At 50.0% G+C, this 23,526-nt stretch carries 17 protein-coding genes and 2 pseudogenes; 9 read left to right on the top strand and 10 right to left on the bottom strand.

All coding sequences use genetic code 11. The features are described from left to right. A pseudogene (locus ACIDEJ_RS05600) lies at nucleotides 1–652 on the bottom strand (transposase); the annotation flags it as partial. Nucleotides 653–726: 74 nt separating this feature from the next. Between ACIDEJ_RS05600 and ACIDEJ_RS05605 the strand changes: the two are divergent. The 3 genes and pseudogenes from ACIDEJ_RS05605 to ACIDEJ_RS05615 form a co-directional block, all read left to right on the top strand. Continuing rightward, nucleotides 727–972, top strand: a pseudogene (locus ACIDEJ_RS05605) (JAB domain-containing protein); the annotation flags it as partial. After that, nucleotides 969–1,409 carry a DUF2787 family protein gene (locus tag ACIDEJ_RS05610; RefSeq protein WP_411987109.1) on the top strand — a complete coding sequence of 147 codons (441 nt, stop codon included), beginning with the start codon at nucleotides 969–971 and terminating at the stop codon, nucleotides 1,407–1,409. The pseudogene ACIDEJ_RS05605 and the gene ACIDEJ_RS05610, both read left to right, overlap by 4 nt. A gap of 364 nt (nucleotides 1,410–1,773) precedes the next feature. Then, entirely contained in the window at nucleotides 1,774–2,328 is a 555-nt protein-coding gene (locus ACIDEJ_RS05615) for a recombinase family protein (protein WP_411987110.1), read from the top strand. 31 nt (nucleotides 2,329–2,359) lie between these two features. On the opposite strand, the gene ACIDEJ_RS05620 is transcribed toward ACIDEJ_RS05615, so the two are convergent. Together ACIDEJ_RS05620 and ACIDEJ_RS05625 are read right to left on the bottom strand one after the other, a co-directional pair. After that, entirely contained in the window at nucleotides 2,360–3,241 is an 882-nt protein-coding gene (locus ACIDEJ_RS05620; protein WP_411987111.1) for a DNA adenine methylase, read from the bottom strand. After that, the gene (locus tag ACIDEJ_RS05625) at nucleotides 3,241–4,791 is read right to left on the bottom strand and encodes a ParB N-terminal domain-containing protein (protein ID WP_411987112.1); all 1,551 of its coding nucleotides are present in this window, start codon (nucleotides 4,789–4,791) and stop codon (nucleotides 3,241–3,243) included. The genes ACIDEJ_RS05620 and ACIDEJ_RS05625 overlap by 1 nt, the downstream gene beginning before the upstream one ends. A 783-nt stretch (nucleotides 4,792–5,574) precedes the next feature. Here ACIDEJ_RS05625 and ACIDEJ_RS05630 point away from each other — a divergent pair. The 3 genes from ACIDEJ_RS05630 (at nucleotide 5,575) to ACIDEJ_RS05640 (ending at nucleotide 10,818) form a co-directional block, all read left to right on the top strand. Then, nucleotides 5,575–7,782, top strand: coding sequence for a fibronectin type III domain-containing protein (locus tag ACIDEJ_RS05630; RefSeq protein WP_411987113.1), 2,208 nt, complete (start codon nucleotides 5,575–5,577; stop codon nucleotides 7,780–7,782). Between the two features lie 343 nt (nucleotides 7,783–8,125). After that, on the top strand, nucleotides 8,126–10,303 hold the full coding sequence (locus tag ACIDEJ_RS05635; RefSeq protein ID WP_411987114.1) for a TonB-dependent receptor plug domain-containing protein: 2,178 nt from the start codon (nucleotides 8,126–8,128) through the stop codon (nucleotides 10,301–10,303). A gap of 5 nt (nucleotides 10,304–10,308) precedes the next feature. After that, entirely contained in the window at nucleotides 10,309–10,818 is a 510-nt protein-coding gene (locus ACIDEJ_RS05640; RefSeq protein ID WP_411987115.1) for a TlpA family protein disulfide reductase, read from the top strand. Nucleotides 10,819–10,998: 180 nt separating this feature from the next. On the opposite strand, the gene ACIDEJ_RS05645 is transcribed toward ACIDEJ_RS05640, so the two are convergent. The 3 genes from ACIDEJ_RS05645 to ACIDEJ_RS05655 all read right to left on the bottom strand — a co-directional run bounded on the left by ACIDEJ_RS05645 (nucleotide 10,999) and on the right by ACIDEJ_RS05655 (nucleotide 13,451). After that, nucleotides 10,999–11,502 (bottom strand): hypothetical protein, encoded by a 504-nt coding sequence (locus tag ACIDEJ_RS05645; RefSeq protein WP_411987116.1) that lies wholly within the window; start codon nucleotides 11,500–11,502, stop codon nucleotides 10,999–11,001. Between the two features lie 9 nt (nucleotides 11,503–11,511). Continuing rightward, nucleotides 11,512–12,429, bottom strand: a complete 918-nt coding sequence (locus ACIDEJ_RS05650) for a cytochrome C (RefSeq protein WP_411987117.1) — start codon at nucleotides 12,427–12,429, stop codon at nucleotides 11,512–11,514. A gap of 512 nt (nucleotides 12,430–12,941) precedes the next feature. Further along, a complete protein-coding gene (locus ACIDEJ_RS05655) occupies nucleotides 12,942–13,451 on the bottom strand; it encodes a TIGR00645 family protein (RefSeq protein ID WP_411987118.1) in 510 nt (169 codons plus the stop codon). 226 nt (nucleotides 13,452–13,677) lie between these two features. Here ACIDEJ_RS05655 and ACIDEJ_RS05660 point away from each other — a divergent pair, with 226 nt between their 5' ends. Then, on the top strand, nucleotides 13,678–16,056 hold the full coding sequence (locus ACIDEJ_RS05660) for a Lon protease family protein (RefSeq protein WP_411987119.1): 2,379 nt from the start codon (nucleotides 13,678–13,680) through the stop codon (nucleotides 16,054–16,056). Between the two features lie 17 nt (nucleotides 16,057–16,073). Continuing rightward, a complete protein-coding gene (locus tag ACIDEJ_RS05665) occupies nucleotides 16,074–16,970 on the top strand; it encodes a substrate-binding periplasmic protein (protein WP_411987120.1) in 897 nt (298 codons plus the stop codon). Between the two features lie 45 nt (nucleotides 16,971–17,015). Here the strand turns inward: ACIDEJ_RS05665 and ACIDEJ_RS05670 are convergent, their stop codons facing one another. The 4 genes from ACIDEJ_RS05670 to ACIDEJ_RS05685 form a co-directional block, all read right to left on the bottom strand. Continuing rightward, on the bottom strand, nucleotides 17,016–18,581 hold the full coding sequence (locus ACIDEJ_RS05670) for a methyl-accepting chemotaxis protein (RefSeq protein WP_411987121.1): 1,566 nt from the start codon (nucleotides 18,579–18,581) through the stop codon (nucleotides 17,016–17,018). Between the two features lie 214 nt (nucleotides 18,582–18,795). Then, nucleotides 18,796–19,155 carry a ribosome hibernation-promoting factor, HPF/YfiA family gene (hpf, locus tag ACIDEJ_RS05675; RefSeq protein ID WP_411987122.1) on the bottom strand — a complete coding sequence of 120 codons (360 nt, stop codon included), beginning with the start codon at nucleotides 19,153–19,155 and terminating at the stop codon, nucleotides 18,796–18,798. A 131-nt stretch (nucleotides 19,156–19,286) separates the two neighbouring features. After that, nucleotides 19,287–20,858 (bottom strand): methyl-accepting chemotaxis protein, encoded by a 1,572-nt coding sequence (locus tag ACIDEJ_RS05680; RefSeq protein ID WP_411987123.1) that lies wholly within the window; start codon nucleotides 20,856–20,858, stop codon nucleotides 19,287–19,289. A gap of 379 nt (nucleotides 20,859–21,237) precedes the next feature. Beyond that, on the bottom strand, nucleotides 21,238–22,788 hold the full coding sequence (locus ACIDEJ_RS05685) for a S8 family serine peptidase (RefSeq protein WP_411987124.1): 1,551 nt from the start codon (nucleotides 22,786–22,788) through the stop codon (nucleotides 21,238–21,240). 264 nt (nucleotides 22,789–23,052) lie between these two features. On the opposite strand from ACIDEJ_RS05685, the gene ACIDEJ_RS05690 reads away from it, so the two are divergent. Further along, nucleotides 23,053–23,496 (top strand): OsmC family protein, encoded by a 444-nt coding sequence (locus ACIDEJ_RS05690; protein WP_411987125.1) that lies wholly within the window; start codon nucleotides 23,053–23,055, stop codon nucleotides 23,494–23,496. Nucleotides 23,497–23,526 lie beyond the last annotated feature (30 nt).

A 23,526-nucleotide genomic window follows, 5' to 3' on the forward strand; every position in this document is an offset into this window, starting at 1 on the left:
GGAATAGCAACATGTTCCTGAGTAGCTTTCCTGTAAGTATGTTTTGGCAACTGACAGCTGAATAAACTCAGTGCTTTCATGAGCTTGCCTGCACGGTATCGGCTAAGTGTAATGTCGTGAGACTCATCGTTTGTGATAATGTCTGAGATGGTTCTGGCCCCGGCAGAACCTCCACTCAGTCGATATGCTTCACGTACTAAGCTACGCAGACGGATAGCTTCCGGCGATGGTCGCTTATCGCGCTGTTGCCAGTATTTAAACGTGCTACGGTGGACATCCAGTACCGCACACAAATGATTAACCGAATAACGGCGCTTATTGCTCTGGTTCAGTTTCTCGATTAACGAGAGTGTTTCATGGAGTCCGACATCAACAGAGCAGAAGCCTTTTTTAAAATTTCCTTTTCTAATTCAAGGCGTTCAATTTGCTTCTTTAATTCACGAATTTCGCGTTGCTCAGGCGTCATAAGTGAGGCCTGAGGGGTTTTCCCCGCACGCTCTTCTCGCAATTGTTTAACCCATTTGCCCAGCGTTGAATAACCAACGCCCATCGCTTCAGCCGCTTCTCTATTCGTATAACCCTGATCAACTACCAGTTGTGCTGTTTCCAGTCTGAATTCAGGGCTGAAATTTGGGCCTTGTTTCTTTGTCATTTTGTCACCTAACTTTCTAATGCCGCCATCATAGCAGCTCTAATTAGATGGCCAAATTCAGTATGCCACTACACTTTGCCGTTTTGCTGCTGGACAGTCAGCATCGGCTTATTCGCTACGAAGAACTGTTCTACGGCACCATAGACGCAGCATCGGTATATCCCAGAGAAGTCGTCAAGCTGACGCTCTCTAGGAACGCTGCAGCGGTAATATTCGGGGGGATTACCGTGGCACTAGCGACCATAGATATTCCCGTGCTGGATCATCTCGTGATTGGTCATCTGGATGCTATATCGTTTGCCGAGCGGGGGTGGCTATGAGTGACAAGCAGATAGTCATTAACGCTCAACCCGCAAGACGCTGGCTGCCCGTTACTAGAATGCTGGTGGCAAAACTTATGGCCTTACTTGCAGAGAAACCACCAGCCGCCTCGCAGACAGGCGTCACGCTTAACTTTCGTGACCCTGACAACTCGCCCGAATCGGGTGGTTTTCATCCTGTCGAGATCCGCATAGAGCCCAGTCCTACGAACAGCTATTGGCACATCTGCTACATCACTGACTTTGGCTACTTTGGCCGCCCCTACCCTGAGCTGGTAAAGGATATCGATTTCAACTTCACCACCGGACAGGGGTATCAGGCATTTGTTGGTATTCATCCCCTTAGAAACTTCAGCGGTATCTATCGGATATGGGAAGCCAACTTCCGCAGCTATCTGAACAACGATACGTTCCAGATAACCATCACTTGGGATTAACCCACCAATGCAGCAATAGGCACTGTAAGACCTTTGTGCTGCCTATGAGATAACAAGGAGAACCGTCATTAACGAACTCATGAAGCAGGTCGCTAAAGCCGCACTACTGACCATCGTGCCAATCCTAATCCAAGCATTCGCTGACGCATATCTGTCAGGTGAAGATCCTTGGGTTAATCGCCAACAAGGCCATGACCCAGACGATGAGGAGATTTCCTAAGCCCTCACCGTACAGGTCAATAGACCAAGCCCATGTGACATAGCAAGAACGGACGCTAAAACCGTGTCACATGGGTTCATTTCCGACTTTTGACACGTTTGGTCAGTGAACCTAGACCCTATTGACCAACTAAGGAGAGCCATTATGGCAACCATTGGATATGCCCGAGTATCAACCACAGGACAAAGCCTAGACGCCCAGCTCGCCGCCCTGAGTACATGCGATAAGGTATTTCAGGAGAAAGTCAGCGGCGCTAAGGATGACCGCCCACAGCTCAAGCTGATGCTAGAGTTCGTACGTGAAGGTGATTCAGTCGTCGTCACCAAGTTAGACCGACTGGCAAGGAATACCCGTCACCTTCTGGAAATTGCAGAGTTTCTAGCCACCAAGAAAGTCACAATGAAAATCCAGAACCTAGGGATTGATACTGGTACGCCTACCGGAAAACTAATGCTAACCATGGTGGGGGCAATAGCGACATTTGAACGAGAGTTGATGCTGGAACGGCAAGCTGAAGGAATTGCGCTAGCCAAGCAACGAGGCCACTACAAAGGTCGAGCTGCAACTGCCATGGCCAAGTCTAATGATGTTCTAGAACTAGCCAAACAAAAACTACCTAAAACTGAGATAGCGAAAGAGTTAAACATCAGCGTTTCAAGTGTACAAAGGATATTGAAACAACTGTCGAAAACGAATTAGAAACGAACTGGCAACAGTAGCCTGAACTGTACTACTGTTCGCCTTTTCTCCTCTTGCTTCGCTTTAGCTCTGCAAATGTGACATCAGGCTTATAATCAGCTCTAACCAACGTAGGGCTATGGACAATGAGTTCAGATCCCTTGCGTTTAGTTTGGGCCGTATAGGTCAGCCCGAAAACTTGTGGCTCAAATTCCGAGTAAATACCTAATATTTCAGGAGTATCATCATAAGTAACGATCCAAGGATGTCTTATCCTACGAACGCTTTCAAAAAGCCGATAATGATCATTGTGCTCATAGAAGTTCTGATATAACCCTTTACCTTTTACATAATAAGGCGGGTCAATATTCACTAGGCATTTTCCTTCAATGCTTGGCAAATATTCGTCTATAAACTGAGTGGCATCTAAATTTGTCAGATGGATATCAGGGGCCCGTTCGGCGATTGCCCTAATTTTTTCGATAAGGGCATCTTTAGGATAACGGCAATCAAGCAGATAGTTCCCATTTTGCTCAATCCCGCCGATAACCCCCCCTTTTAGGATTCCAGAACGATTAGTACGATTAAGGAAAAAAGTTGCAAATCCTAGTCTTAATACATCCGTATCGTTAGCATAGATTTCTTTCTGCCTAAACCACTCGTCAATAGTAACGTCCGTTTCTCTGATCAATTCGCAAAGTTCATCTGTGCGGTATAGGACACTGTACCAAAAGGAATGAATTGCGTTATCTAAGTCGTTAATCCAAACTTTGCTTACATGTCCTTCGAGCAATAGATACCACGCGATAGCACAACCGCCAGCGAATGGTTCTACATAGACACCACCATCCAACTCATTGATTTTTATGGTCTCAAGTATGTATGCGGTTAACTTGGACTTCCCACCTGGATATCTGAGCGGTGAATAAAACATCACTTTTCCTTCAAATCAATAAGTTCCGCCAAAAGCGGCGTAAGCATATCCCAGAATCCATTGATAAATCTATGATTGGTTTTGTGCGTTTTAGTGCCATGAACATAATCATTCAGCGTGTTCAAGCTGTGGTCATTGCTATGGGTCAATAGCTCCGCAACGACCTTTTTAGCTTCTCTATCTTGAATATGATCCGATTGAATAAATCTTAGACGTTTTATTAGCGAAACTTCTGGATAAGCACACTTTTCTCTCGCAGCGATATCACTTTCTAGGCCCTTAACTTTAATATATTCATCCACAGATAAATCAAGGAACACCCTTAAACTTGAGGCAGATACGTTTTTATAGCGCTTTACTGGTAACACTTGAAGTTCATTAAATAGAGCTTTCAGCTTGTAACTAGTTACATTTATTGAGTAAAAAGAAGATGCCATCTGGTTGCGATCAGGATTTGCAGTCAACCTTTTTATAATGGCAGATTTTCCCTGCTTTTCTGCGTCACCGTCAGAAGTGGCTTGACCATCAGAAGGCTGTGCGGACTCGCTACTCCCCTCTTCCGCTGGGGTCTTCATCCCCTCTCTTTCCTTATCCGCATCAAATTTCTCAGGAGTGACGATGACACTACTACCATCAGAAGGAAACTTCACTAGCGGCAGTACATTGAATATTTCGTCAAAGCGTTGGTCTATGGTACGGGTATTAATGGGAAATCCTAAAATGTTGTCTGAAGGATTAAGCATGATCTTCAAAAACTGAGCATAGGCGCTATAGAAGCTATTCAATTCCGACTTAATCACCACAGTCATATCTTGAAAATCAAGTCCCCATTTTTCACGAATTAACTTTCGGCTGAACCAACGCTCCAAGATTGTCATACTAATCTTATGGCTATAAACCTGCTCTCTTTCTTCAAGACTTAGCTTTGACGTAATTTCGTTACGGGTCGCAATATTTCTAATGCAGACAAATCGAAGTGCTTCATTAATTTCACCAGGCTTCATCCCTGTAGCGCTAGCTGTTGCATCAATGTCCTCATTCTGCTCCTCATAAGCGTTGAGGATGAAGCGTTGTTGCTGCAAACGTTGCCATTTCTTGAGTAGTGAGCCTGTAGAATGGCGTTGTAGGATGTACCACCGAGTCTCTTCGTATGAAGGGGCAACACACACTTTAATCTTTTCGATGCTATCTCGATCAATCAATCGAGACTGCTCTCGAATAAACCGACTAATTGACTGAGGGGCACTTTCAGGTTTTCTAAGAAGCTTTAAAGCTAAGACTCTGCGATTGCCTTCAGCGACAACAAACCGTCCCTTATCATCCTTCCACACAACTACAGGGTCGAATGATTGAAACCCTCTTTCGGCAATGGACTTGACCAGTGCGATAAATTCATCCCGCTCGGAATTGTCAGACAGCAGATCTTCAACAAAATCATTCAGCGTTTCATGGTTTTCTATTGGATCCAATCTGGGATTATCTATCCAAAGCCTTAGATTGTCGACCGACCGAGGTGTGCGTATTTCCCACCATTTTGAAGCTTCACTCATACTGACTTCCGTTATCTGATATTCCATAATGTAATATATTGAATATTATTGTATTTACCATGTAAATACTGTGATGAATCAAAAATATGTAAGATTTGAAGATTTTGAGCCTTTTACACGAAATATTATGTCCGAGGGGCAGAGCAAGAGTCCTTAATCATCACTTGAGGATGTGCTACACTGTGTGCTACATAACCCACTGTCGGTTCCGAAGGGAAATCAGGTAGTTAGGTAATGGGGGTTTGACATAAGCCGCCTCCACCAAATCAGATAAAAAAGACGTCTCCGGACGTCTTTTTTATTGCCTGTAGCAACGTACAATCAATAACTTACAGTTCAACGACGTTTTATGAGGTCCTACTAATCTTTGATTTTTGGGTACTCCCAAGGGTACACAGCTTTCACTTCGATAATATGGTGTACCCAACATGGCTATCAGTGTAATAGCCCCCAATTAAAACGGACACTCATTAGCAGTGGCAAACTCCGACTGGAGGCTATGAAAATTTTAATGCACGCATTCCCCTGTCAAAAACAAACAGACTTATTGCAATCGCTTCATGATGACAACGGCTAATGCAATCATGCTGAAAATACAGTGGTTATCTGCCCATTAAAATCACGGGAACCTTTATTTGCCGTAAATTATATGATTATGGCAATAAGTACCTGTTTTAAAAATTTATTCTGAACATAAAAACAGTATGTGGCTCGCGTAATCTTAAAAAATGACTACGCTTTTATCGGTATAAATAATTTATCTGACAAAGGATGGGGTCACTTATGTCTTACACGCAATTTCTGACACTGTTGCTATGCACTGTACTGATGGTATTTTCACCTACGGCAAAGTCCGACACTTACCCGGTTACCTCATCATCGTGTAACGGTGCGAACTCCATATCGGAAGCCATTGCCATGGCCAATGCCAATCCCGGGGTGGACACCATTGAGATTGAAGGCGGGCTTTCCATTTATGGCTGTGATGGCGCCGATACACCAAATCCTTTCCATCTGGAAATTACCGACTCTGTAAAAATCAATGGCAATTTTGCACGTTTTTATGGCCAAAATGAATGGCTATCTGCCGGTGATATACTCAGTCCTATTAACGCAGATACAGAAGATTGCCCTAGGGGGATCATTATCGGTGAAAGTCGTGGGCTATTTCAGATTGGCGCTTACGAGCAGGATAACAGTGGAATTAACGTTGAAATATTTGATCTTTTTCTCAGTAAGTTCTCAATGATTGCCGAGGTGGAGGATAATGCAACATTGCAGATGACGCGGGTTTTTGCAGATCATATTACCAGCCTTTATGCCTGTTCTAGGCCTGCGGTATTGGCCAAACCCGGAGCCGATGTCACGCTGACGAATTCAAGAATTCAAATCGCCAAGTTATGGAGTCCATTACCGCCGTTAGTGGTGGGGCTACTGCAAAACACGGGGCCCAGTGCTGTTAAAGCATCCACCCTGACCATTAACAATTCGTTGTTTGATAATAACTTCCAAAAAGCGGCCATTGCCTGGAGCGGTGATGTCAACATTACCTCCAGCCAATTCCATAACAGCGGCGGGCTATTTTTACGTGACGGTAGTTTTACCTTTAACAACTCTGTGTTATATCAGGAAGGCCGGATAAATGGCAGAGACCGGGATTGGGTATATGTGGATAACGGCACACTGGCGGTGTCTGCCTCCACGATTTCTTTTGGGCACACCAGCTGTGACAAGACATTGTTCGAAAGCACCTGTGTCAATGAAAACTGGCCTTGGGGAGATTTTACCTATCGTTCGCCCATCATGGCATTTAATGATGGGGCAATCGTTTTTGTATCATCCATTGTTCAAGTTCGCCTGCCAAACTATGGGGAAGAGCAACAACCCCTGCTCACGGCGTATGACAGTTCTTCAATATTCGCCGATGAATATACCTTCATCCAGCCTACTAACCTACAAACGGCGGAAGCGCTAAAAACCCTCACTCAACAGCCCAACTTGATTACGACTTCCCAAGCCATGCCTACGGTCACCAATGTGGTGGAACTGCTCTTTTCTGAAGCACCACAGAATATCACACCGCTATTGGGCGATGGCGTAACCTTAGGACCATTGATTGATATTGTGCCCAATGCCGCCAATGGTGAGACCAATGAATTAGTGGACATCAAGGGTAATCCTATTGAAAACGATGTGCTGGGAAATGCCCGTTATGATGAAAATGGCCGTCGTAATGCAGGTGCCATCCAGACTCATACGGCGCCGTATTTAACGCTGCTCAATATTGCCGATACGGAAGCCACATTATCCTGGACCACGCCCCGCGCCTTGGCGTCAGGTGACGCCACCCATTATGACGTGTGCTTTGCTCTGCTGACAGCCATGCCTCACGCACCACAGGATGGTACCTGCCCCGGTACGCTTGACACCATGGGCACCACACCAACCAATAGCGGCTCAATACGTGGCCTAGTCAACGGTACCCCATATGCTGTTGTTGTCAGGGTGGTTAATAGCACCAATGTGGGCCCGTGGAGCAATTTGGTAGAGGTAACCTCCTATGGCGAGCTTGCTGCACCCGCCCCCAGCGCCGTGCCCGGCGACCACCAGGTTGATGTGTTCTGGGCACCGGTAGATGGTAAAGGCCGAACCATTGCGCGCTATATTGTCAGTTGGAAAAAACTCAACGGTGATGGGCATCAGGATGCATTAACGGTTAACGTGGATGCATCAGGTTATCCTGACCCCAACACCAGCAGCAAACCCGGATTCATCCAGCTCAATATTACGGATTTTGCCGCAGATGATTTCAATGATTATGAGTTCAGTGTTATTGCCCAAACCATCGATGGCACCAGCAGCCCGGCCGGAAACGTGATTGCTGGGCCATGCAAACCTATCATGCTGAACAAAAACGGGGGCAGCATGACGCTCCCCATCTTGTGCTTGCTGTTACTCATTGCAGGTTGTCGCCAACGGCGCCAACAATAAGCGCCATGGCTACCGGCTCAGGCCCCGTAGCCTTTTGATTTAGCCTTCTAATTTAACCCTGTAATTTACCCAGCATTGGCGCTGGGTAAATTCATCATGGCTCTCGAGATTGCTTGCCCCACAAATGAAAATCCCCGTTGTCATGAAGTGCAACGAAGCTCCCCATCTCCCACTCAACAAACCATGTGCGCACCTGAAAATGCGGTGGTTATGTTGGCCTTGCCATCCCTGACGCCTGTAAATTTTGTGAATTTTATCACTAACCTTAACCAAAATTTAATGTTAATATGCTCAAAACCTAATGATAATCGTTCTCATTTTTAATATTAAAGGTATTGGCATCATGAATAAGATGTTTTTATTGAGCATTATTGCCTCATTCGTTTCCGGTAATCTGCAAGCACAAACGTTACCCGATAATGACAAGCACAACCAAACGCCCGCTGCCAACATTGAAAAAATTACCGTAACCGGTGTAAAACAGCGCCTTGAGCAAGCCGGGACATTAGCCAATACCATTGTGAAAACCGAGGTTGTCAGCGCGTTATCCATTGAAAACAAGAACGCGGTAAACCTTACTGAAGCCATCGACAGTTCTCCAGGTGTCAAGGTATCCAATGAATGCTCCATGTGTGGCGTTAAACGGGTCATGCTCAACGGCATGAAAGGTGAACAAACCACCATTTTGGTTGACGGCTTGCCCACTCAAACCATGGTCTCCGGTTTTTATGCGGTTGATGCCATTCCCACTACCGGCATTGAGCGCATTGAGGTGGCCCGCGGCGCAGGAGCGTCACTGGTGGCACCAGAAGCCATTGGTGGCGTTATCAATATTGTCAGTTATGAGCCCACGGAAAACGGCGTATCCGTTGACCTGTCCATGGGGGAAAACGGTTATCGCAAAGCAGGCTTTTTGGGCAAAGGGGTCAGTGAAGACGGCATGACCCGCGCCACCTTGATTGCCCAATACGATTATCGCGATCAATACGATGCGGATGACAATAACGTCAACGAATCCCCCATGCAGGATAACCGCAACTTTACCGCCCGGGTGTCCCATGATATCGGCATGAGCGACAACCTGGCCCTGCGGGTGGCCAATGTCAGCTCTGAAGTGTTTGGCGGCCCCATGCTGGGCGCTGACTTTGCTGACGGCACGGCCCACAGCATTGGCGGAGTGTTACGCAGTTTTGCTGACAATGGCAGCGAAAACACCGCCCTGTTTGATGGTCAGGATGTACGCAACCGCTTTACCGGCAATGCCTGGGAAACCACCGAGTGGATCAAAACCAAGCGCAATGAAGCATCCTTAAGCTGGTTGCGGGAATGGAACGAACGGCTCAACTCTCACATGTCAGTGAGCTATGCGGATCATAAGCAGGATTCTTTTTACGAAGGCTTTGATTATTCGAATAAAGATACCATGCTGTTTTATGATGCCCGAGTGAACTATACCCTCACCGATGACCATCTGGTGACCTTGGGCGCGGATTACCGTACCGAAGAGATGCGCTCATACTCCAATGCCGGATCCATCAATCCTGATTATATTGCCGACTCCTTTGATTATGATGTCTCCGGCATTTACCTGCAGGATACCTGGCGCGCCATGGACAATATGGAAGTGTCGCTTGCCCTGCGGCTGGACAAGGTAAAGGCGGATTTTACCGATCCGCAAAAACCCGGCACCGAGCTGGATGAAAGCATCATCTCACCACGGGTGGATATCCGTTATCACCACAATGATCAGTGGACATCCAGACTGTCTGCCGGACGCGGTTACCGGGCGCCATTGTCATTTTTCGAATCTGACCACGGCATTCTGGACAGCTCCCTGGGGTTTGAAATCGATATTGACTCGCTGGAGCGCTCCAAATCAGCCAATTACTCCCTGAACTTCGAAGGCGACGCCCTCACCGCCACCGGCTCCATTGCCTGGACCAGCGTGGCCAACCTAGCCTCGCTGACCACCGACAGCAACGGCATTCCATTACTGACCCAGATGGATGAAGATGCCAGCGTTGTGGCATCGGATCTGGCGCTTGGCTATCAGCTACTGGACAACCTGACACTCAATTTAACCCTGGAAAACTTTAACTACGACGACACGTTCAAATCCTCTTATGCCATTGCGCCGGTAGAACAGCGGGTGACCTTTGCCGTGGACTGGGACGTGGCAGGTTGGGACATTTACAGCAGCCTGGTATGGATTGGCAGCCGTGACTTGAATGACTTTGGTTATGAAGGCTATAACCGGCTGCTGGCAGACGGCAGCGTGGACCCGACATCGAAAAAATCCACCGATGCCCCCTCATACTACACGTTGGATATTAAAGCCACTTACCATCTTAGCGACACCATGTCGCTGTATGTCGGGGCTTCCAACTTGCTGGATTACACCCAGGTTAACGATAGCGACAGCCCGTTATTCTACGACGGCGACGGCAATTTTGACGTGGCTTACATCTATGGCCCGTTACGTGGCAGAGAAGCCTACATCGGCCTGAAAATGGACTTTTAATCACCATGAATCGAGTCATCCGGTTACTGCTGCTCAGCGTCGGGATTAGCGTTTTCCCGGCACTGGCAGCCCCGCAACAAGCCGAGTACCTACTGCAGGATTTGCGCGGTCAGCACCATACCTCCCTGGCAACCTTGCCGGGGAATACGGTGGCAGTGATGTTCTTTAAACCCGATTGTCCCTGGTGTCACAAACAGGCAAAAGCATTGGACAAGTTGCATCAACAATGCGCTTTTATTCATCCGGTGGCATTAGGGGTCAATGGCAATAAGCTGGCACTGAAAAAGGCGCTCTTTAACCTGCAATTTCCCTATCCGGGTTATATGGCGCCAAGAAACCTGATTGCGGATTTGGGCGGAATACCGGCAACGCCCATTACCTTGTTGCTGCAACAAGGTAACGTGATTGCAGCGTTTCGCGGTTTTACCCCGGCCGAAACGCTAGCCGAGCAGTTGGCCTGTAACCACGAACACCCGGGAGCATTGCCAAGACAACATCACCAGCATCATGGTTAGCGGCACCCGCTTGGCAAGACCCAATATGGTGTTGGCATGAAGTGGCAAAAACAAAGCGCCCGGCATAAGCCGGGCGCTTTTTCAATAACGACTGCTAATAACAACGGTTTGATGACAAACTCATCATAACAATGAATGATGATGCCTTATCTCAACATCAAGCGCTGTTTATCGTAAGCATCATCCCTTGGGGGCCGGAGGCTCCACCAATCCGGTTTGGGCTTGTGCCAAAGTGCCGGCAATGTTGATGGCCAGTTTAAGTTGCCCTGTTGCATCCCCCAACTTTTCCAGGCTCCCTGGTGTAAACAGGTATTGCCCGGCCGTTTCGGTAGCAGCCAACGTACCGCTACAGTCATTGCCTTCACTGCAGGTAAAACGCACGCCGTTATGCCAGGGAATGGAAAATGCGGAAACCTGCTCCTCTGGGAAATTCAGGTACATCACCGAATAATTGGCACCTGCATCGGTCACGGCCACCCCGGCATCAGTGCTGAGCGAGAAGGTAATGGCCTTGGTGACCGCATCCACACCGTCCACGCTCACCTTCAGACTGGTGGCATCGTTAATGGAAACGTAAGTCGGCTCAGGTGTTGGCGGGGTCACCGCACTGTTATCATCATCCGAACCACCGCAGCCCCCCAGCGCCAACAGCGCTGTCATCACAATCAGACCTTGGTATTTCATCACAGCCTCCTAGTGGCAGTCGCTGCAAGTGAAATCAGCATGGGCACCTGTCAGGCCAGAAGATACATCATGCTCGCTATGGCATGTCTGGCATTCCATTTGAGAGTTAACATCGGTACCGAAATAAACATCCGGCTCACGTTTGGTACTGCCATGACACTCGGCACAATCCGCATTGCCTGCTGCAGCGGTAGCCACATCCAAGGCGTTATCCATGGCTTTGTTGAGGAAATCCACAGTGACGTAGGCAATTTCTGCTGTCACCTGGGCACAACGTTCCAGTTTGGCCTTGTGACCGGTACCATACTCGCTGGCTTTGGACCATAGCGTTACGGATGTATGGCACAGTACGGATTTGGCTACAGACTGACCGATTTTGTCAGGTGTTAACAACTCACCGGCATCATCAGTACGGGTAGGCGCCCCGATGGCTGTCAAAAACGCGGCATCACCCCGAGGCATGGAGGCGCTTTCATAGTAATGGTAAACCGAGCGGATCACTTTTGTACGATCAACCCCGGCCAGCATGTTCACGGCCATGGCTGCCGCATTCAAGCAGCCGCATAAAGAGCCCACACCCGCGACACCACCACCACCATATACGGTCATGTTGGTAGGAATTGCGGCAAAATTGCAGGCATCTTCATGGCCTTGCGCTGCCAATTCCTTGATGATGGCATCAAATACCCCATACATGCAGCCACCACGACCGTAGCCTTCATAAGCGCGTTTAGCTACTGCCATGGGATCAACTTTAACGTAGGTCAGCAGATTTGCCCCCAAATCGCCACCATCACTACCTACGCCAATCGCATTATCCCCTGGGCAAGTTTCTGCCGCCATTGCGGTTGCCATGATGCCCCCACCAGCAGCAACACCAACTAAGCCGATAATCTGCCCCATCGCCTGACGTCGATTTACGTTCATGTTCATCACCCCACATTTTGTTATTCTACATATTGCAATTTACACTTTGTAAAATGCCAATTTAAGATAATTAAAACTATTTAAATCAACCACTTAATGGCAAAATTAGGTTAGATGGTTTACGGCAGGGTAAATGTGATCGGCCACGAGTTATTCACATTTCATTAAAATTTTCTTTAGGAGTTTTTTTTCATGTAGGGAAAATAATTGCGATGCCCGTGGTGTTTTTGGTCATAAAATGCGCCAGTTCACATAACCTCTGCATCGCCAAGCAAGCCTGCCTGTGACGTGTAACAAGGTAGTTAAGCAAATGATGTTTTCTTGAAAGTGAAAATCATGATGTGACAACGCCAATCGCATTGTCTGATGGATAATGGCAAAACACCCGAGCATGGCGCGATGGGAACCGACATGGCCACAAGGGCGTTGCCCCGGCACGGCCAGTCAATCATGGATAACCATCGTTACACGTTTAATGGCCGACATTCGCTGCGCTTACCGCAAGGGGCGGCTTAATGTTTGTTCGGGCGATCGGCAATGGCATCTGTCACCGCAAACAGCACCCCTGAAATCACAAACGCCAAATGGATCCCCACCTTCCAGCCGAGCTCTGCATGACTCAGCTCGCCTGCCGCCACAAACGCCTTTAACAGCTCTACCGCTGAAATGGCCACAATGGCGCCAATCAGTTTGAGTTTAAGATCGGAAAATCCCACCTTGCCCATCCATGCAGGACGGTCTTCATGATCATCCACCGACATTTTGGATACAAAATTCTCATAGCCGCTAAAGGCGATGATAAGTAACAAACTCGCCAGCAAGGCGGTGTCCACCAGCGTCAGTATGCTCACGATGGACTCCTCCGGGGTGCCGCTTAAAATGCCCGCCAGCAAAAAATACAGCTCCTTGCAAAATTTCAGCAGCAAGGCAAACACCGCCAGCATCAACCCCACGAAAAAAGGGGCCAACAGCCACCGCGATCGAAACAACCAGTTTTCCAGTATCCGTTCAAACTTGGACATAAACCCCTACCCTCACAAAAGGCGCCGTTATAACAGGCAAAATCATTACCTATTTACGGGCTTTCGGCAACTGCTGCATTCATGCCTCTTATCTGCAATCATCTGGCCACAACCACTCAGGATTGCACAAAACAACAGCAAATCCTTGCGGGGCATTTGCTTTGCCATACACAGCCCTTTATTGTCTATACACCATGCCTGAATGATGATTAACAAGGATGCTTTCATGGCTACCGCCGTCCTTAACGCCTCACAATTGTACCGCCATGCCGACCTCAGCTTGCTGGAGGACTGCAAAACCACCCGGGATTTAGCCCCCCTTGACGATATTATCGGGCAACAGCGGGCACAAAGTGCCGTTGAGTTTGCCATGTCCATTCGTGACAAGGGCTACAACATTTTTGCCATCGGCCGCAGTGGTCTGGGCAAGCGCACCATGATGCTGCGTTATCTCAAGCGTCATCCCCAACAGCAAACCTTGAGTGACTGGTGCTATGTGGCCAATTTTGACGAGCCCCGCACGCCACAGGTCTTGGCATTGCCTGCCGGAAGCGGTGCCCAGTTTAAAAAGGAAGTGGAAAAAACCGTGCTCAGGTTAGTCAAGGCGCTGCCGCTGGCCTTTGACAACGAAGTGTATTACCGCCGGGCAGACAAGCTGAAAACCCAGCTGGCCCAGCGACAAGAAGCCACCTTGGCTGAACTGGCAACCGAAGCCAAAGAAAAACATGTCCGCCTGACCATTAATCCCGATGGCGATTACCAACTGACGGCCCTTAACGGTGAAGAACCCCATACCGAAGAAAGCTATGCCGCCTTGCCGGAGTCTGAACGCCAGCAATTTGATGACAGCATTCGCCATCTGGAATCCCGCCTGCGGGGCATTGTTCGGCAACTCACCGAGTGGGAAGAGGAGTTCAGTACCAAACAGCAACAGCATGACGAACAGGTGGCCCGGGAGGTGTTAGGCCATTTTTTCAAGCCGCTCAAGGATGAATACCGCACCATTGCGGAAGTCCGCAATTTTTTAAGCGCCATGCAAAAAGACATGCTGAGGAATCTGGATATCTTTTTGGAGCAAAGTGAAGACCAACTGGGGCTGGCCTACGCGTCACTGGAGAAAAAAATGCCCCGGCGTTACCAGGTAAACCTGCTGGTAACCCAAGACAGCCAAGCGGCGCAATTCCCGGTGGTGGTGGAAGAAAACCCCACTTATCACGGCCTGTTTGGCTATGTGGAAAACGCCACCTTTCGCGGCACCGTTTTTACCGATTTCTCGCTGATCCGCGCCGGCAGCCTGCACCATGCCAATGGCGGGGTACTGCTGATGGATGCCATCAAGGTGCTCGAGCGCCCTTATGTGTGGGACGGCCTGAAACGGGCGCTGCGCTCCCGCACGCTGGATTTGAACTCACTGGAGCGCCAGGTGTCGCTGTCAGGTACCGTTTCCCTGGAACCCCAGCCCATTGCGCTGGATGTGAAAATCGTCTTGTTTGGGGATTACCAGACTTACCAGCTACTGCAGTATTACGACCCTGACTTTTGCGAGCTTTTCAGGGTTACCGCGGATTTTGAAGACACCATGCCCCGCAGCGCCCAGGTGGAAGGGTCATATGCACGGTTTATTGCCTCCATTGTGCATGACAACCAATTGCTGCCCTGCGACAACAGCGCCATTGCCCGCATTATTGAGTACAGCTCCCGTCAGGCGGACGATCAAACCCTGTTATCCCTGCATTCTGCCAACGTGGCCAATTTGCTGCGAGAAAGCCATTACTGCGCCAAATCGGCCAACGCCAGAACCATCCGGGCCATCCATGTGGAACAGGCACTCAACCAACAGGAACAGCGGGTGTCGAAACTGCGGGATCAGCTCATGCAGGGCTTTAGCAACGGCACCAACCTCCTTAACGTGAAAGGAAGTGCCGTGGGACAGATTAATGCGCTGTCAGTGATTGCCACCAGCGATCATCAATTCGGCATGCCAAACCGCATTACCGCCAGCACCAGCTTTGGTAAGGGTGAAGTGCTGGATATTGAACATAAAGCCCGCTTGGGGGGCAAAATCCACTCCAAAGGGGTGTGGATTTTATCGGCTTTCATCAATAACCTGCTGGGAAAAACCCAGGCCATACCGTTGACCATCTCACTCACGTTTGAGCAATCCTATTCCTCCGTGGATGGCGACAGCGCTTCCATGGCGGAATGCTGCGCCATTTTGTCAGCCATAAGCAATATGCCCATTCGCCAGGATATCGCCATTACCGGCTCCATGAATCAATTTGGCGAAGCCCAGCCCATTGGCGGGGTGAATGAAAAAATAGAAGGCTTTTTTGATGTGTGCCAGCTCAAGGGGCGCAAGCATACCCAAGGGGTGATTATTCCCGCCAGTAACGTGAATAACCTGATGCTGAAAAAAGCCGTGGTGGATGCAGTAGCCAAAGGCAAGTTCCACATCTGGAGTGTGGAACATGTAAGCGATGCCTTGAGCATTCTGTGTGACATGGAAGCCGGCCACGCCGACAAACGGGGACACTTTCCGTTACACAGCGTATTGGGTACAGCCGCAGCCAATCTTGCTATACTTCGCGATAACGACAAAGGTTAATCTGGCGGAGTGTGGTTATGAAGGGCAGGCTCTCATTGATAGCATTACTGCTATTGACCACACTTAACGCCCCGTTGCCAGCAGTGGCGAAAAAGCCCCTGCCCTCGGTGGCGTCTGTCACCAATGATGCCTGGCCGCCTTTTGTCAGCGCTGATGGCAACAGCGGCCTGGCGCTGGAAATCATCGCCACGGCACTTGCCAGCCAGGGCGTGCACCTGCAAGTGATTATCAAGCCCTGGGCGCGGGCAATAAAGGATGTTGCCGATGGCAAAACAGACTTGCTGCTCGCCGCCTGGCACTCCCCTGACCGGCAACAACAGTTGTTGTTTTCCAACCCCTACCTACAAAACCGGCTGCGGTTTATCAAACGCTCTGATGATCCTTTTGAATATCGCGATTTGGCATCACTCAAGGGCAAGCGCATTGGCGTTATCCGGGACTACAGTTATACCGGAGCGTTTGCTGACAGCCATGATTTCATCCGCGAGCCCCATCAGAACCTGCGGGGCAATTTGCGCATGCTGGCAGCCAAGCGACTGGATTTGACGCTGGAAGACGAGATTGTGGCCAGCTACCATTTTTATCAGCTTAAGCTTGCGGATCATTATCAATTTACCGGGCCGCCACTCACGGTACAAAATCTGTATATTGCTGCCGGGCGCAATAACCCTGACGGCAAAGTCTTAATCGATGCTTTCAATGACGGCCTCAAACTGATGATGGAAGACGGCCGTTATGAGCAAATTCTGGCGCATTATGGCGCCATGCTGCAATCCACCCAAATGCCGCAAATCATCCGGCCAACGCCCGCCGCACTGATGAGCCCGCCGCGGCCATGGTCCCCGGCATATCAATACGCGCTTATCTGGCGTCATCCACTTTATGGCTTAATGCCACACATTCACCAGAGCTAACATTGCCTCACCTTTAGGTGCCGTCATTACCCAGTGCAGTCTCTGTTACGAGGCATGAAAACCAATGCGAAAGCCACCCCAATGCCGACCGTTCACATAAATGGGCACAGACAGATCATGCATGACCTCTCCGGTATCGCGCTTATAAGTTTGCAAGAGCATCGCCTCGGTATGCTGACCGCAACGGCTGCCGGTGGCATCATCGAATATGCGCTTGCTGCGATTATGCAACGTGTCATGGGCTTCATCCCCGGTCAGCGGCTGGCTAAAGCGCTGGTTGTGGGTAGGGAAATAGCCTTTCCTGTCTACCGCGCCGGCATACACCACCTGTTCGTATTTTGCCAATATGGGTTCCTGAACCGCGGGAAACGTGGCATCGGTGTAATGGTCAAATGCCGTGGCATATTTTGCCGGCACCACCTTTCCCATACGCTGATAACGGGGCGCAAACAGTTGCTCTTGGGTGAATTTGCCGGTGGCCAGTCCCTGAGCCAATAACTCGCCGCAGGCATGGGCGGCTTGCTGCGCTTCAGCGAGAACCTGTTGCTCAAAGGTGCCGGTATCCCAGTGCCGCAAGGCCAGGAAAATGCCTTCGGTGGTTTTTGAAAACTCGAACGCCTGCAGGCTTATCTGCTGGCTGCGTTGCCCGGTTTCAGCCAACGCATCACTGATTTTGACAATGGCGGCGGATATTTCACCGGTGCTGTCGCGATATTCCCGCAACGCCGTTTCAATTTGCGCCAAGGCCTGGGTTGATTGAGCTACACCGTTGGCAATGCCGTCAAAACGCTGCTCCAGCGTTGATACCATGCTGACCGTGGTAGCGGTGCCCTGTACCACGGTTTGCATCAAGGCGGAGGTTTGCTCGCTATCCTGGCGGATTTGCCCCAACATGCGGCCAATGTCCTGGGTGGCATCGGCCGTTTTTGCCGCCAGACTGCGCACTTCATCTGCCACTACCGCAAACCCTCGCCCGGCCTCTCCCGCCCGCGCCGCCTCAATGGCGGCATTCAGTGCCAATAAATTGGTTTGCGCTGCAACACTGTCGATTACCTCGGTGATCTGGCCAATGGCATCAGCCTGTTGTTGCAACTGCATCACTTTGTCGGCCGCACTGTCCACATCATGGCTCAGGGTGTTGATGGCAGCCACGCCGGATAACGCATGCTGACGTCCTTCCAGACTGAGCTGCTGTGCATGCTCGGCCTGCAACAATACTGCCTCGGCATGTTCACTGAGCGTTACCGTGGTGGCCGAAAGCTGATTGGCTGCAACGGCTATCTGGCTGGCGGCCTCACCGCAACCCTCGATGTTATGCTGCAATCCATCCACCAAATGGGACACTTCAGCGCCGCCAATGGCAATGCGACTGGCATCTTTGGCCACCCGCTGTAATGCCTGCTGCTGTATGGCATTATCCTGGACGTCAGTCGTTGCAGCCGCCTCAGGGCGCAATTGCCAATACAGCAAGCACAGGGCCAGCAACAGCAGCAAAGTGCCCAATAATGGCCACATGAAACCTTCGCGAAAGAATAACAGCCCTGCCGCCAACAAAAAGATGCCACAGGTGATACCGGCAATAAACGGCCAAGGACGTTGCATGGTTGGCATATATTCCCCTGAAATATTTGATGAACATGAGACTTGTTATTGATATTTCAGCTTAAACCACACAGCAATGAGTTGCCTGAAAATTCCTTATTAGACTTTCGCTAAAGATGGGGGATGGTAAAGGAAACCGCAAAACGCTCACGGGCGGGCGCATTGCATGCTGCGGCGCAAAAAAAAGGCCGCTTAGCGGCCTTTTCCCATGACGGTACAAGGATTATTTGGACAGATCCATTTCCTGAATGATTTCATGGGCAATGGATGGGGTGGTGCACTCGGGCTTTTCATGCAAATCAGCTTTCAGTTGGCCTTTTCTGTGCTTGAGCGCGGTTTCCAGTTTTTTTAGCGCCACGGCAATGGCCGGATACATCACTTCATCGCTGCCGGCAGCGGCAACAGCCACCCCTTCATAGTTGGTGCGAATGTCTACCTGATACTGGCCATGCTCCTTGGCAATAATCACATCGAATCCAATAAGCCCAGGAAAGTGTTTGATAATTTTAGAAAACTTTTCTTCCACATGAGCGCGTACAGAGGGGGTTACTTCAACATGATGACCTGAAATTTGAATTTTCATATGTCTTTCCCTTTTCCATTGACTGACTATAGAGCTTGGGGCTTTTATATAAAAACACAAGAGCCCATTGCCAATAAAATCGACAATGGGCTCAGTAAATCGCGCCGTTCGCGCAAAATATCACCAAATCATTAATTGCGTTGTACGCTTTGGTTCCAGAATTGCTCGGACAGGTGGCGGGTTTTCACTGACAACCGGCTCACCTGTTCACTGCGTTCCACCGCGTGCTGGGTTTGCTGGCTGCTTTCTTTGGCCAAATCACTGATCAGCACAATGGAGCGGTTGATTTCTTCGGCCACCAGTGTTTGTTGCTGCAATGCAGCGGCATTGGCTTCACTCATTTCACCAAGGCGATTAATGGAATGCTTCAAGGCTTCAAATGCCTGATTGGCTTCTTCTGCCAGTTCCACCGAACGCTGGGCTTCGGTTTCGCCAGCCTTTATCTGATGGCCGGCATTGACGGTGGTTTGCTGAAACTGCTTGATGATGTTTTCAATGTGGCTGGTGGACTCACTGGTACGGCTGGCAAGATGGCGCACTTCATCCGCCACCACGGCAAATCCCCGGCCGGCCTCACCGGCGCGGGCAGCCTCAATGGCGGCATTCAATGCCAGCAAATTGGTTTGATCCGCAATGGCGTGAATGACATCCAGCACCTCGCTAATGGCCGCGCTGTCTTTTTGAATGGAAGCCACCAGCTCGGCAAAGTCATGTACCCGCTGATTCACGTCACCAATGGCGGCAACCACTTTTTGCAAACTGTCGTGACCGGTTTGCGTGGCCTGTAAACTGGCGCTCATCTCCGTGGTGGCATTTTGCACATTATTGCCAACCTCGTTGAAACTGGCCGCCATTTCTGACATGGCCGCGCCCGCCTGCCGGGTTTGTTCGCTTTGCCCTTCTGCCCGCTCCGCATTGGAATAAAGGGTCTGTTTCAAATTGCAGCTTTCTTCGCTGATAACCAGCGCCGAGTCGGCCATGCGGCCAATCACGCCCCCGGTTTCCTCCACCAGATAGGTCATGGCCATGTGCAATTGTCCCAGCTCGTCCTGGCGGCCACAATACACGGCGCGAGCCAAAGGATCGTCAATCACCTTGCGGGATTTTTGCACCAGCGCCGTAAAGGGCGCAAGTAACCACTGACTGAGCAACAGCCATAACACCACGGCCACGACCACGGCCAACCAGGGGGAAAACCATGCTGCAGCAGCGCCAGCCAAAATACTGCAGATACCGGATAACTGCAGGCTGCGAACCAACCCCAACCGGGCAGGACGCAGCTGTTTGGGTGTTTTGCCCGCATTCATTTGCTGATAAATGTCGCTGGCGGCGGCCACCTGCTCCCGGCTGGCGCTATGGCGTACCGACTGGAACTCGTGGAGTTTGCCGTTTTCCAGCACCGGGGCCACGTAAGCGTTTACCCAATAGTGGCTACCACTTTTACTGCGGTTTTTTACAATGCCCATCCACGGTTTGCCAGATTTGATCCGCGTCCAGAGGCTTTCAAAAGCGGCCGGCGGCATATCCGGATGGCGCACGATGTTATGGGGCTGACCACATAACTCCTGCTCGCTGAATTCACTGATAGCCACAAAATCCTGATTCACGTATTTAATGGTGCCGTTCAGATCTGTGGTGGATAGAAGAATGCTGGTATCGGAAAGTTGTTTTTCTTGCTGAGTGACGGGTTGATTTACACGCATCTGCAGATATCTCCTGAAGATGTTTCTGCTATCGCTGTTATATGCCGCGTGATGCTACAACAGTAACAGTTTGCTGGGCCCAGTAGGAAGCGCTCACAGTAGCAGTTATGTGATTCAGCGCAATCATTAATGCCCAGAAATGCAACGTGCGTTACAGATTTTATGGTGCAATATTTTGCCGGTCACTCTTGACAGCAAACAGGAGATAATGGCAGGCAAGTGTTTGATATTTATATCAAGATAAAGTGAAGTAAATGAAACAAAAAAACACCACAGCCGCCGGCCCGTGGTGTTTTTCAGATGGCAGTCATGGCAACGACCATGCTTCAAGAAACTTCGCACCGCTCACAGCCAAGCCCCTTGCCCGTATGCCGTACAGTTATTTGCAACGTTTCCCTTTGCAGGGTTTGGCGTCATTGCTGGGACTGCCACCATTGTTATTGGCAGTACAGCCATTAAGCGCCAGATAATCCACTGCCGCTTTGGCCTGCACCAGACCAAAGCCGGTGTAATTGTCCCGGCCAGCGCTGTCCAAATCCTCTGCGGTCAGCTGTAATGCATGACGGATTTGCTCGTTGGAACACTGGGGAAAGTGGCTCCAGACCAAAGCCGCTACGCCAGCCACATGAGGGGTTGCCATGGAGGTGCCATCAAAATAGGCGTAATTCCCAGGGCCGATGTTCACCGATGCCTCATCACCCACCTGGCTCAGCATGGCGGCGCCGACAGCATCGCTCACCCCCACAGACAAAATGGCCGTGCTGACATCATTTAGGGTGCCATTCAATGCGCCTGCAGTGTTGTTATAAATAATGGCCGCCACCCCGCCACTGTTTTCACAGCTCAGCACTTTATCGGCAAAAGTGATGTTGCCACGGGCAATCAAACAGATTTTCCCGGCAGCATCACACAGGTTTTCACCGGTACCGCAATTGACCAAGGTACCCACAGCACTCCCCTGGGGTGAGCCTGTCATGGCAATGGCTTCATAGCCGCTGCCAGCCACCAAGGCTGAGGCCTCTTCAGCACTGCCCATGGGCACAGATGAGCGTACGCCCACACCGGGTGCGGCCAATTCCACCTGGCTGTTATATTGAGAAAAATCTGCGTGCTGCTTGTGTTCATCAACGGCGGCAACCGACACTACCGAGCTGTAAGAGGCAGGATAAGAATAACGGCTGTTGCCATCGTTGCCAGCGGCGGCAATACTCAAAATTCCCGCGGTTTGCGCGGCACTGAAAGCGGCATCTTCGGTACGGCTTTTACTGCTGCCCCCCAAGCTCATGTTGATCACCTTGGCACCTGCCGCCTCACAGGCATCAAGCGCGGCCACCAGCCCGGAGGAGTATCCCCAACCATCAGCATTGAACACCTTGACGATATGCAAATTGAGATTGCCGTTGGGATTCACGCCGATAACACCCACATTATTGTTCAACGCCGCAATGGTGCCCGCCACATGGGTGCCATGATGGTTTTCATCGGTGAACCAATCTCCGGTACCGATATCATTGGTGCCATCCACCATGTTGCCGCTGAGATCCTCATGGGCCAGATCATAGCCGGAGTCGATAATGCACACCTTGGTGTTGCCGGCCTGGGCATCACTGAGCAAGTCCGCCTGCACCATGGGAATGCCATAAGGCACCGATTGCGCCAACGGATAACGTTTCACATCCGCTTCAACATATTCCACATTGGGGTTATGGGAGATGCCATACAAGGCTTGTGCCGGCAAGGTAAACGCTGCTGCATGATGCTTGGCAAGCTCCAGCTCCAGTTTGCCGCCTTGTGCCTTAAGTGCAGCCTTGACTGCGGGTCCCTTCCCTTCTTTGAACTTGATGATGTAACGTTCGCTGGCCGCCATACTGGCTCCGGAAAACAGGGTTAATGCCACCGCGGCAACCACTGACTGATATAAAGCCTGCATAGCTATCTCCTTGTGCAGATGCAATTGTTTGCTAATTGTTTAAATTGTTTTTAATTTGTTGCATTTGAATTTATAACGGCATATCAGTTATTGCGCAAGTAGTGCGCACCTATCACAAACAATGGCTTGCGGCAATTTTCCCTCAGCACCACCTTTTTTATAAAAAATCTTTATAAAACAATAAAAAACCTCAAAAGAAGACAAAGCCGCATTATCTGAGCTATAGTGCACACACACTTTTTAGATGTCATTCAGGAGTCAACTATGAGCTTTCATGTCACTGTGTCATGGGAGACAAGCCCCGCCCCGGAAGGGGAATTCAACCGCGACCATCAGGTTCAGTTTGGCAGCGGCCAGCGCATTGAGGCTTCCTCCGCGCCCGAATACAAAGGCAATGAAACCAAGGTGAATCCGGAAGAAAGCCTGCTGGCAGCCATCTCCTCTTGCCATATGCTGACCTTTTTGACCATTGCCCATCTCAAGCGCCTGCCGGTGCTCAGTTATTGTGACAAGCCCATGGCGGAGTTGGGGAAAAAGGAATCCGGCAAGGTTGCCATCACCCACATCTTTTTGAGACCACAGGTGACCTTTGCCGAAGGTACGGAAATAGACAGGGAAACACTGGAAAAAATCCACGAAAAGGCACATGCCAACTGCTTCATTGCCAATTCACTGGCCAGTGACACTATCGTGGAAGTCGAATTCTAGGAAAAACGGGGGTTATCGCACCGGGAACTG

It is taken from the genome of Shewanella mytili, assembly GCF_046765975.1.
GTDB classification, from domain to species: Bacteria; Pseudomonadota; Gammaproteobacteria; order Enterobacterales; family Shewanellaceae; genus Shewanella; species Shewanella mytili.

Bases quoted from the DNA above. Each gene is read 5' to 3' on its own strand.
- hpf (WP_411987122.1), bottom strand. From the start codon at position 19,155: ATGAAAATTCAAATTTCAGGTCATCATGTTGAAGTAACCCCCTCTGTA.
- ACIDEJ_RS05645 (WP_411987116.1), bottom strand. From the start codon at position 11,502: ATGAAATACCAAGGTCTGATTGTGATGACAGCGCTGTTGGCGCTGGGG.
- ACIDEJ_RS05610 (WP_411987109.1), top strand. From the start codon at position 969: ATGAGTGACAAGCAGATAGTCATTAACGCTCAACCCGCAAGACGCTGG.
- ACIDEJ_RS05625 (WP_411987112.1), bottom strand. From the start codon at position 4,791: ATGAGTGAAGCTTCAAAATGGTGGGAAATACGCACACCTCGGTCGGTC.
- ACIDEJ_RS05650 (WP_411987117.1), bottom strand. From the start codon at position 12,429: ATGAACGTAAATCGACGTCAGGCGATGGGGCAGATTATCGGCTTAGTT.
- ACIDEJ_RS05670 (WP_411987121.1), bottom strand. From the start codon at position 18,581: ATGCCAACCATGCAACGTCCTTGGCCGTTTATTGCCGGTATCACCTGT.
- ACIDEJ_RS05640 (WP_411987115.1), top strand. From the start codon at position 10,309: ATGAATCGAGTCATCCGGTTACTGCTGCTCAGCGTCGGGATTAGCGTT.
- ACIDEJ_RS05665 (WP_411987120.1), top strand. From the start codon at position 16,074: ATGAAGGGCAGGCTCTCATTGATAGCATTACTGCTATTGACCACACTT.
- ACIDEJ_RS05685 (WP_411987124.1), bottom strand. From the start codon at position 22,788: ATGCAGGCTTTATATCAGTCAGTGGTTGCCGCGGTGGCATTAACCCTG.
- ACIDEJ_RS05620 (WP_411987111.1), bottom strand. From the start codon at position 3,241: ATGTTTTATTCACCGCTCAGATATCCAGGTGGGAAGTCCAAGTTAACC.
- ACIDEJ_RS05680 (WP_411987123.1), bottom strand. From the start codon at position 20,858: ATGCGTGTAAATCAACCCGTCACTCAGCAAGAAAAACAACTTTCCGAT.
- ACIDEJ_RS05630 (WP_411987113.1), top strand. From the start codon at position 5,575: ATGTCTTACACGCAATTTCTGACACTGTTGCTATGCACTGTACTGATG.
- ACIDEJ_RS05660 (WP_411987119.1), top strand. From the start codon at position 13,678: ATGGCTACCGCCGTCCTTAACGCCTCACAATTGTACCGCCATGCCGAC.
- ACIDEJ_RS05655 (WP_411987118.1), bottom strand. From the start codon at position 13,451: ATGTCCAAGTTTGAACGGATACTGGAAAACTGGTTGTTTCGATCGCGG.
- ACIDEJ_RS05615 (WP_411987110.1), top strand. From the start codon at position 1,774: ATGGCAACCATTGGATATGCCCGAGTATCAACCACAGGACAAAGCCTA.
- ACIDEJ_RS05690 (WP_411987125.1), top strand. From the start codon at position 23,053: ATGAGCTTTCATGTCACTGTGTCATGGGAGACAAGCCCCGCCCCGGAA.
- ACIDEJ_RS05635 (WP_411987114.1), top strand. From the start codon at position 8,126: ATGAATAAGATGTTTTTATTGAGCATTATTGCCTCATTCGTTTCCGGT.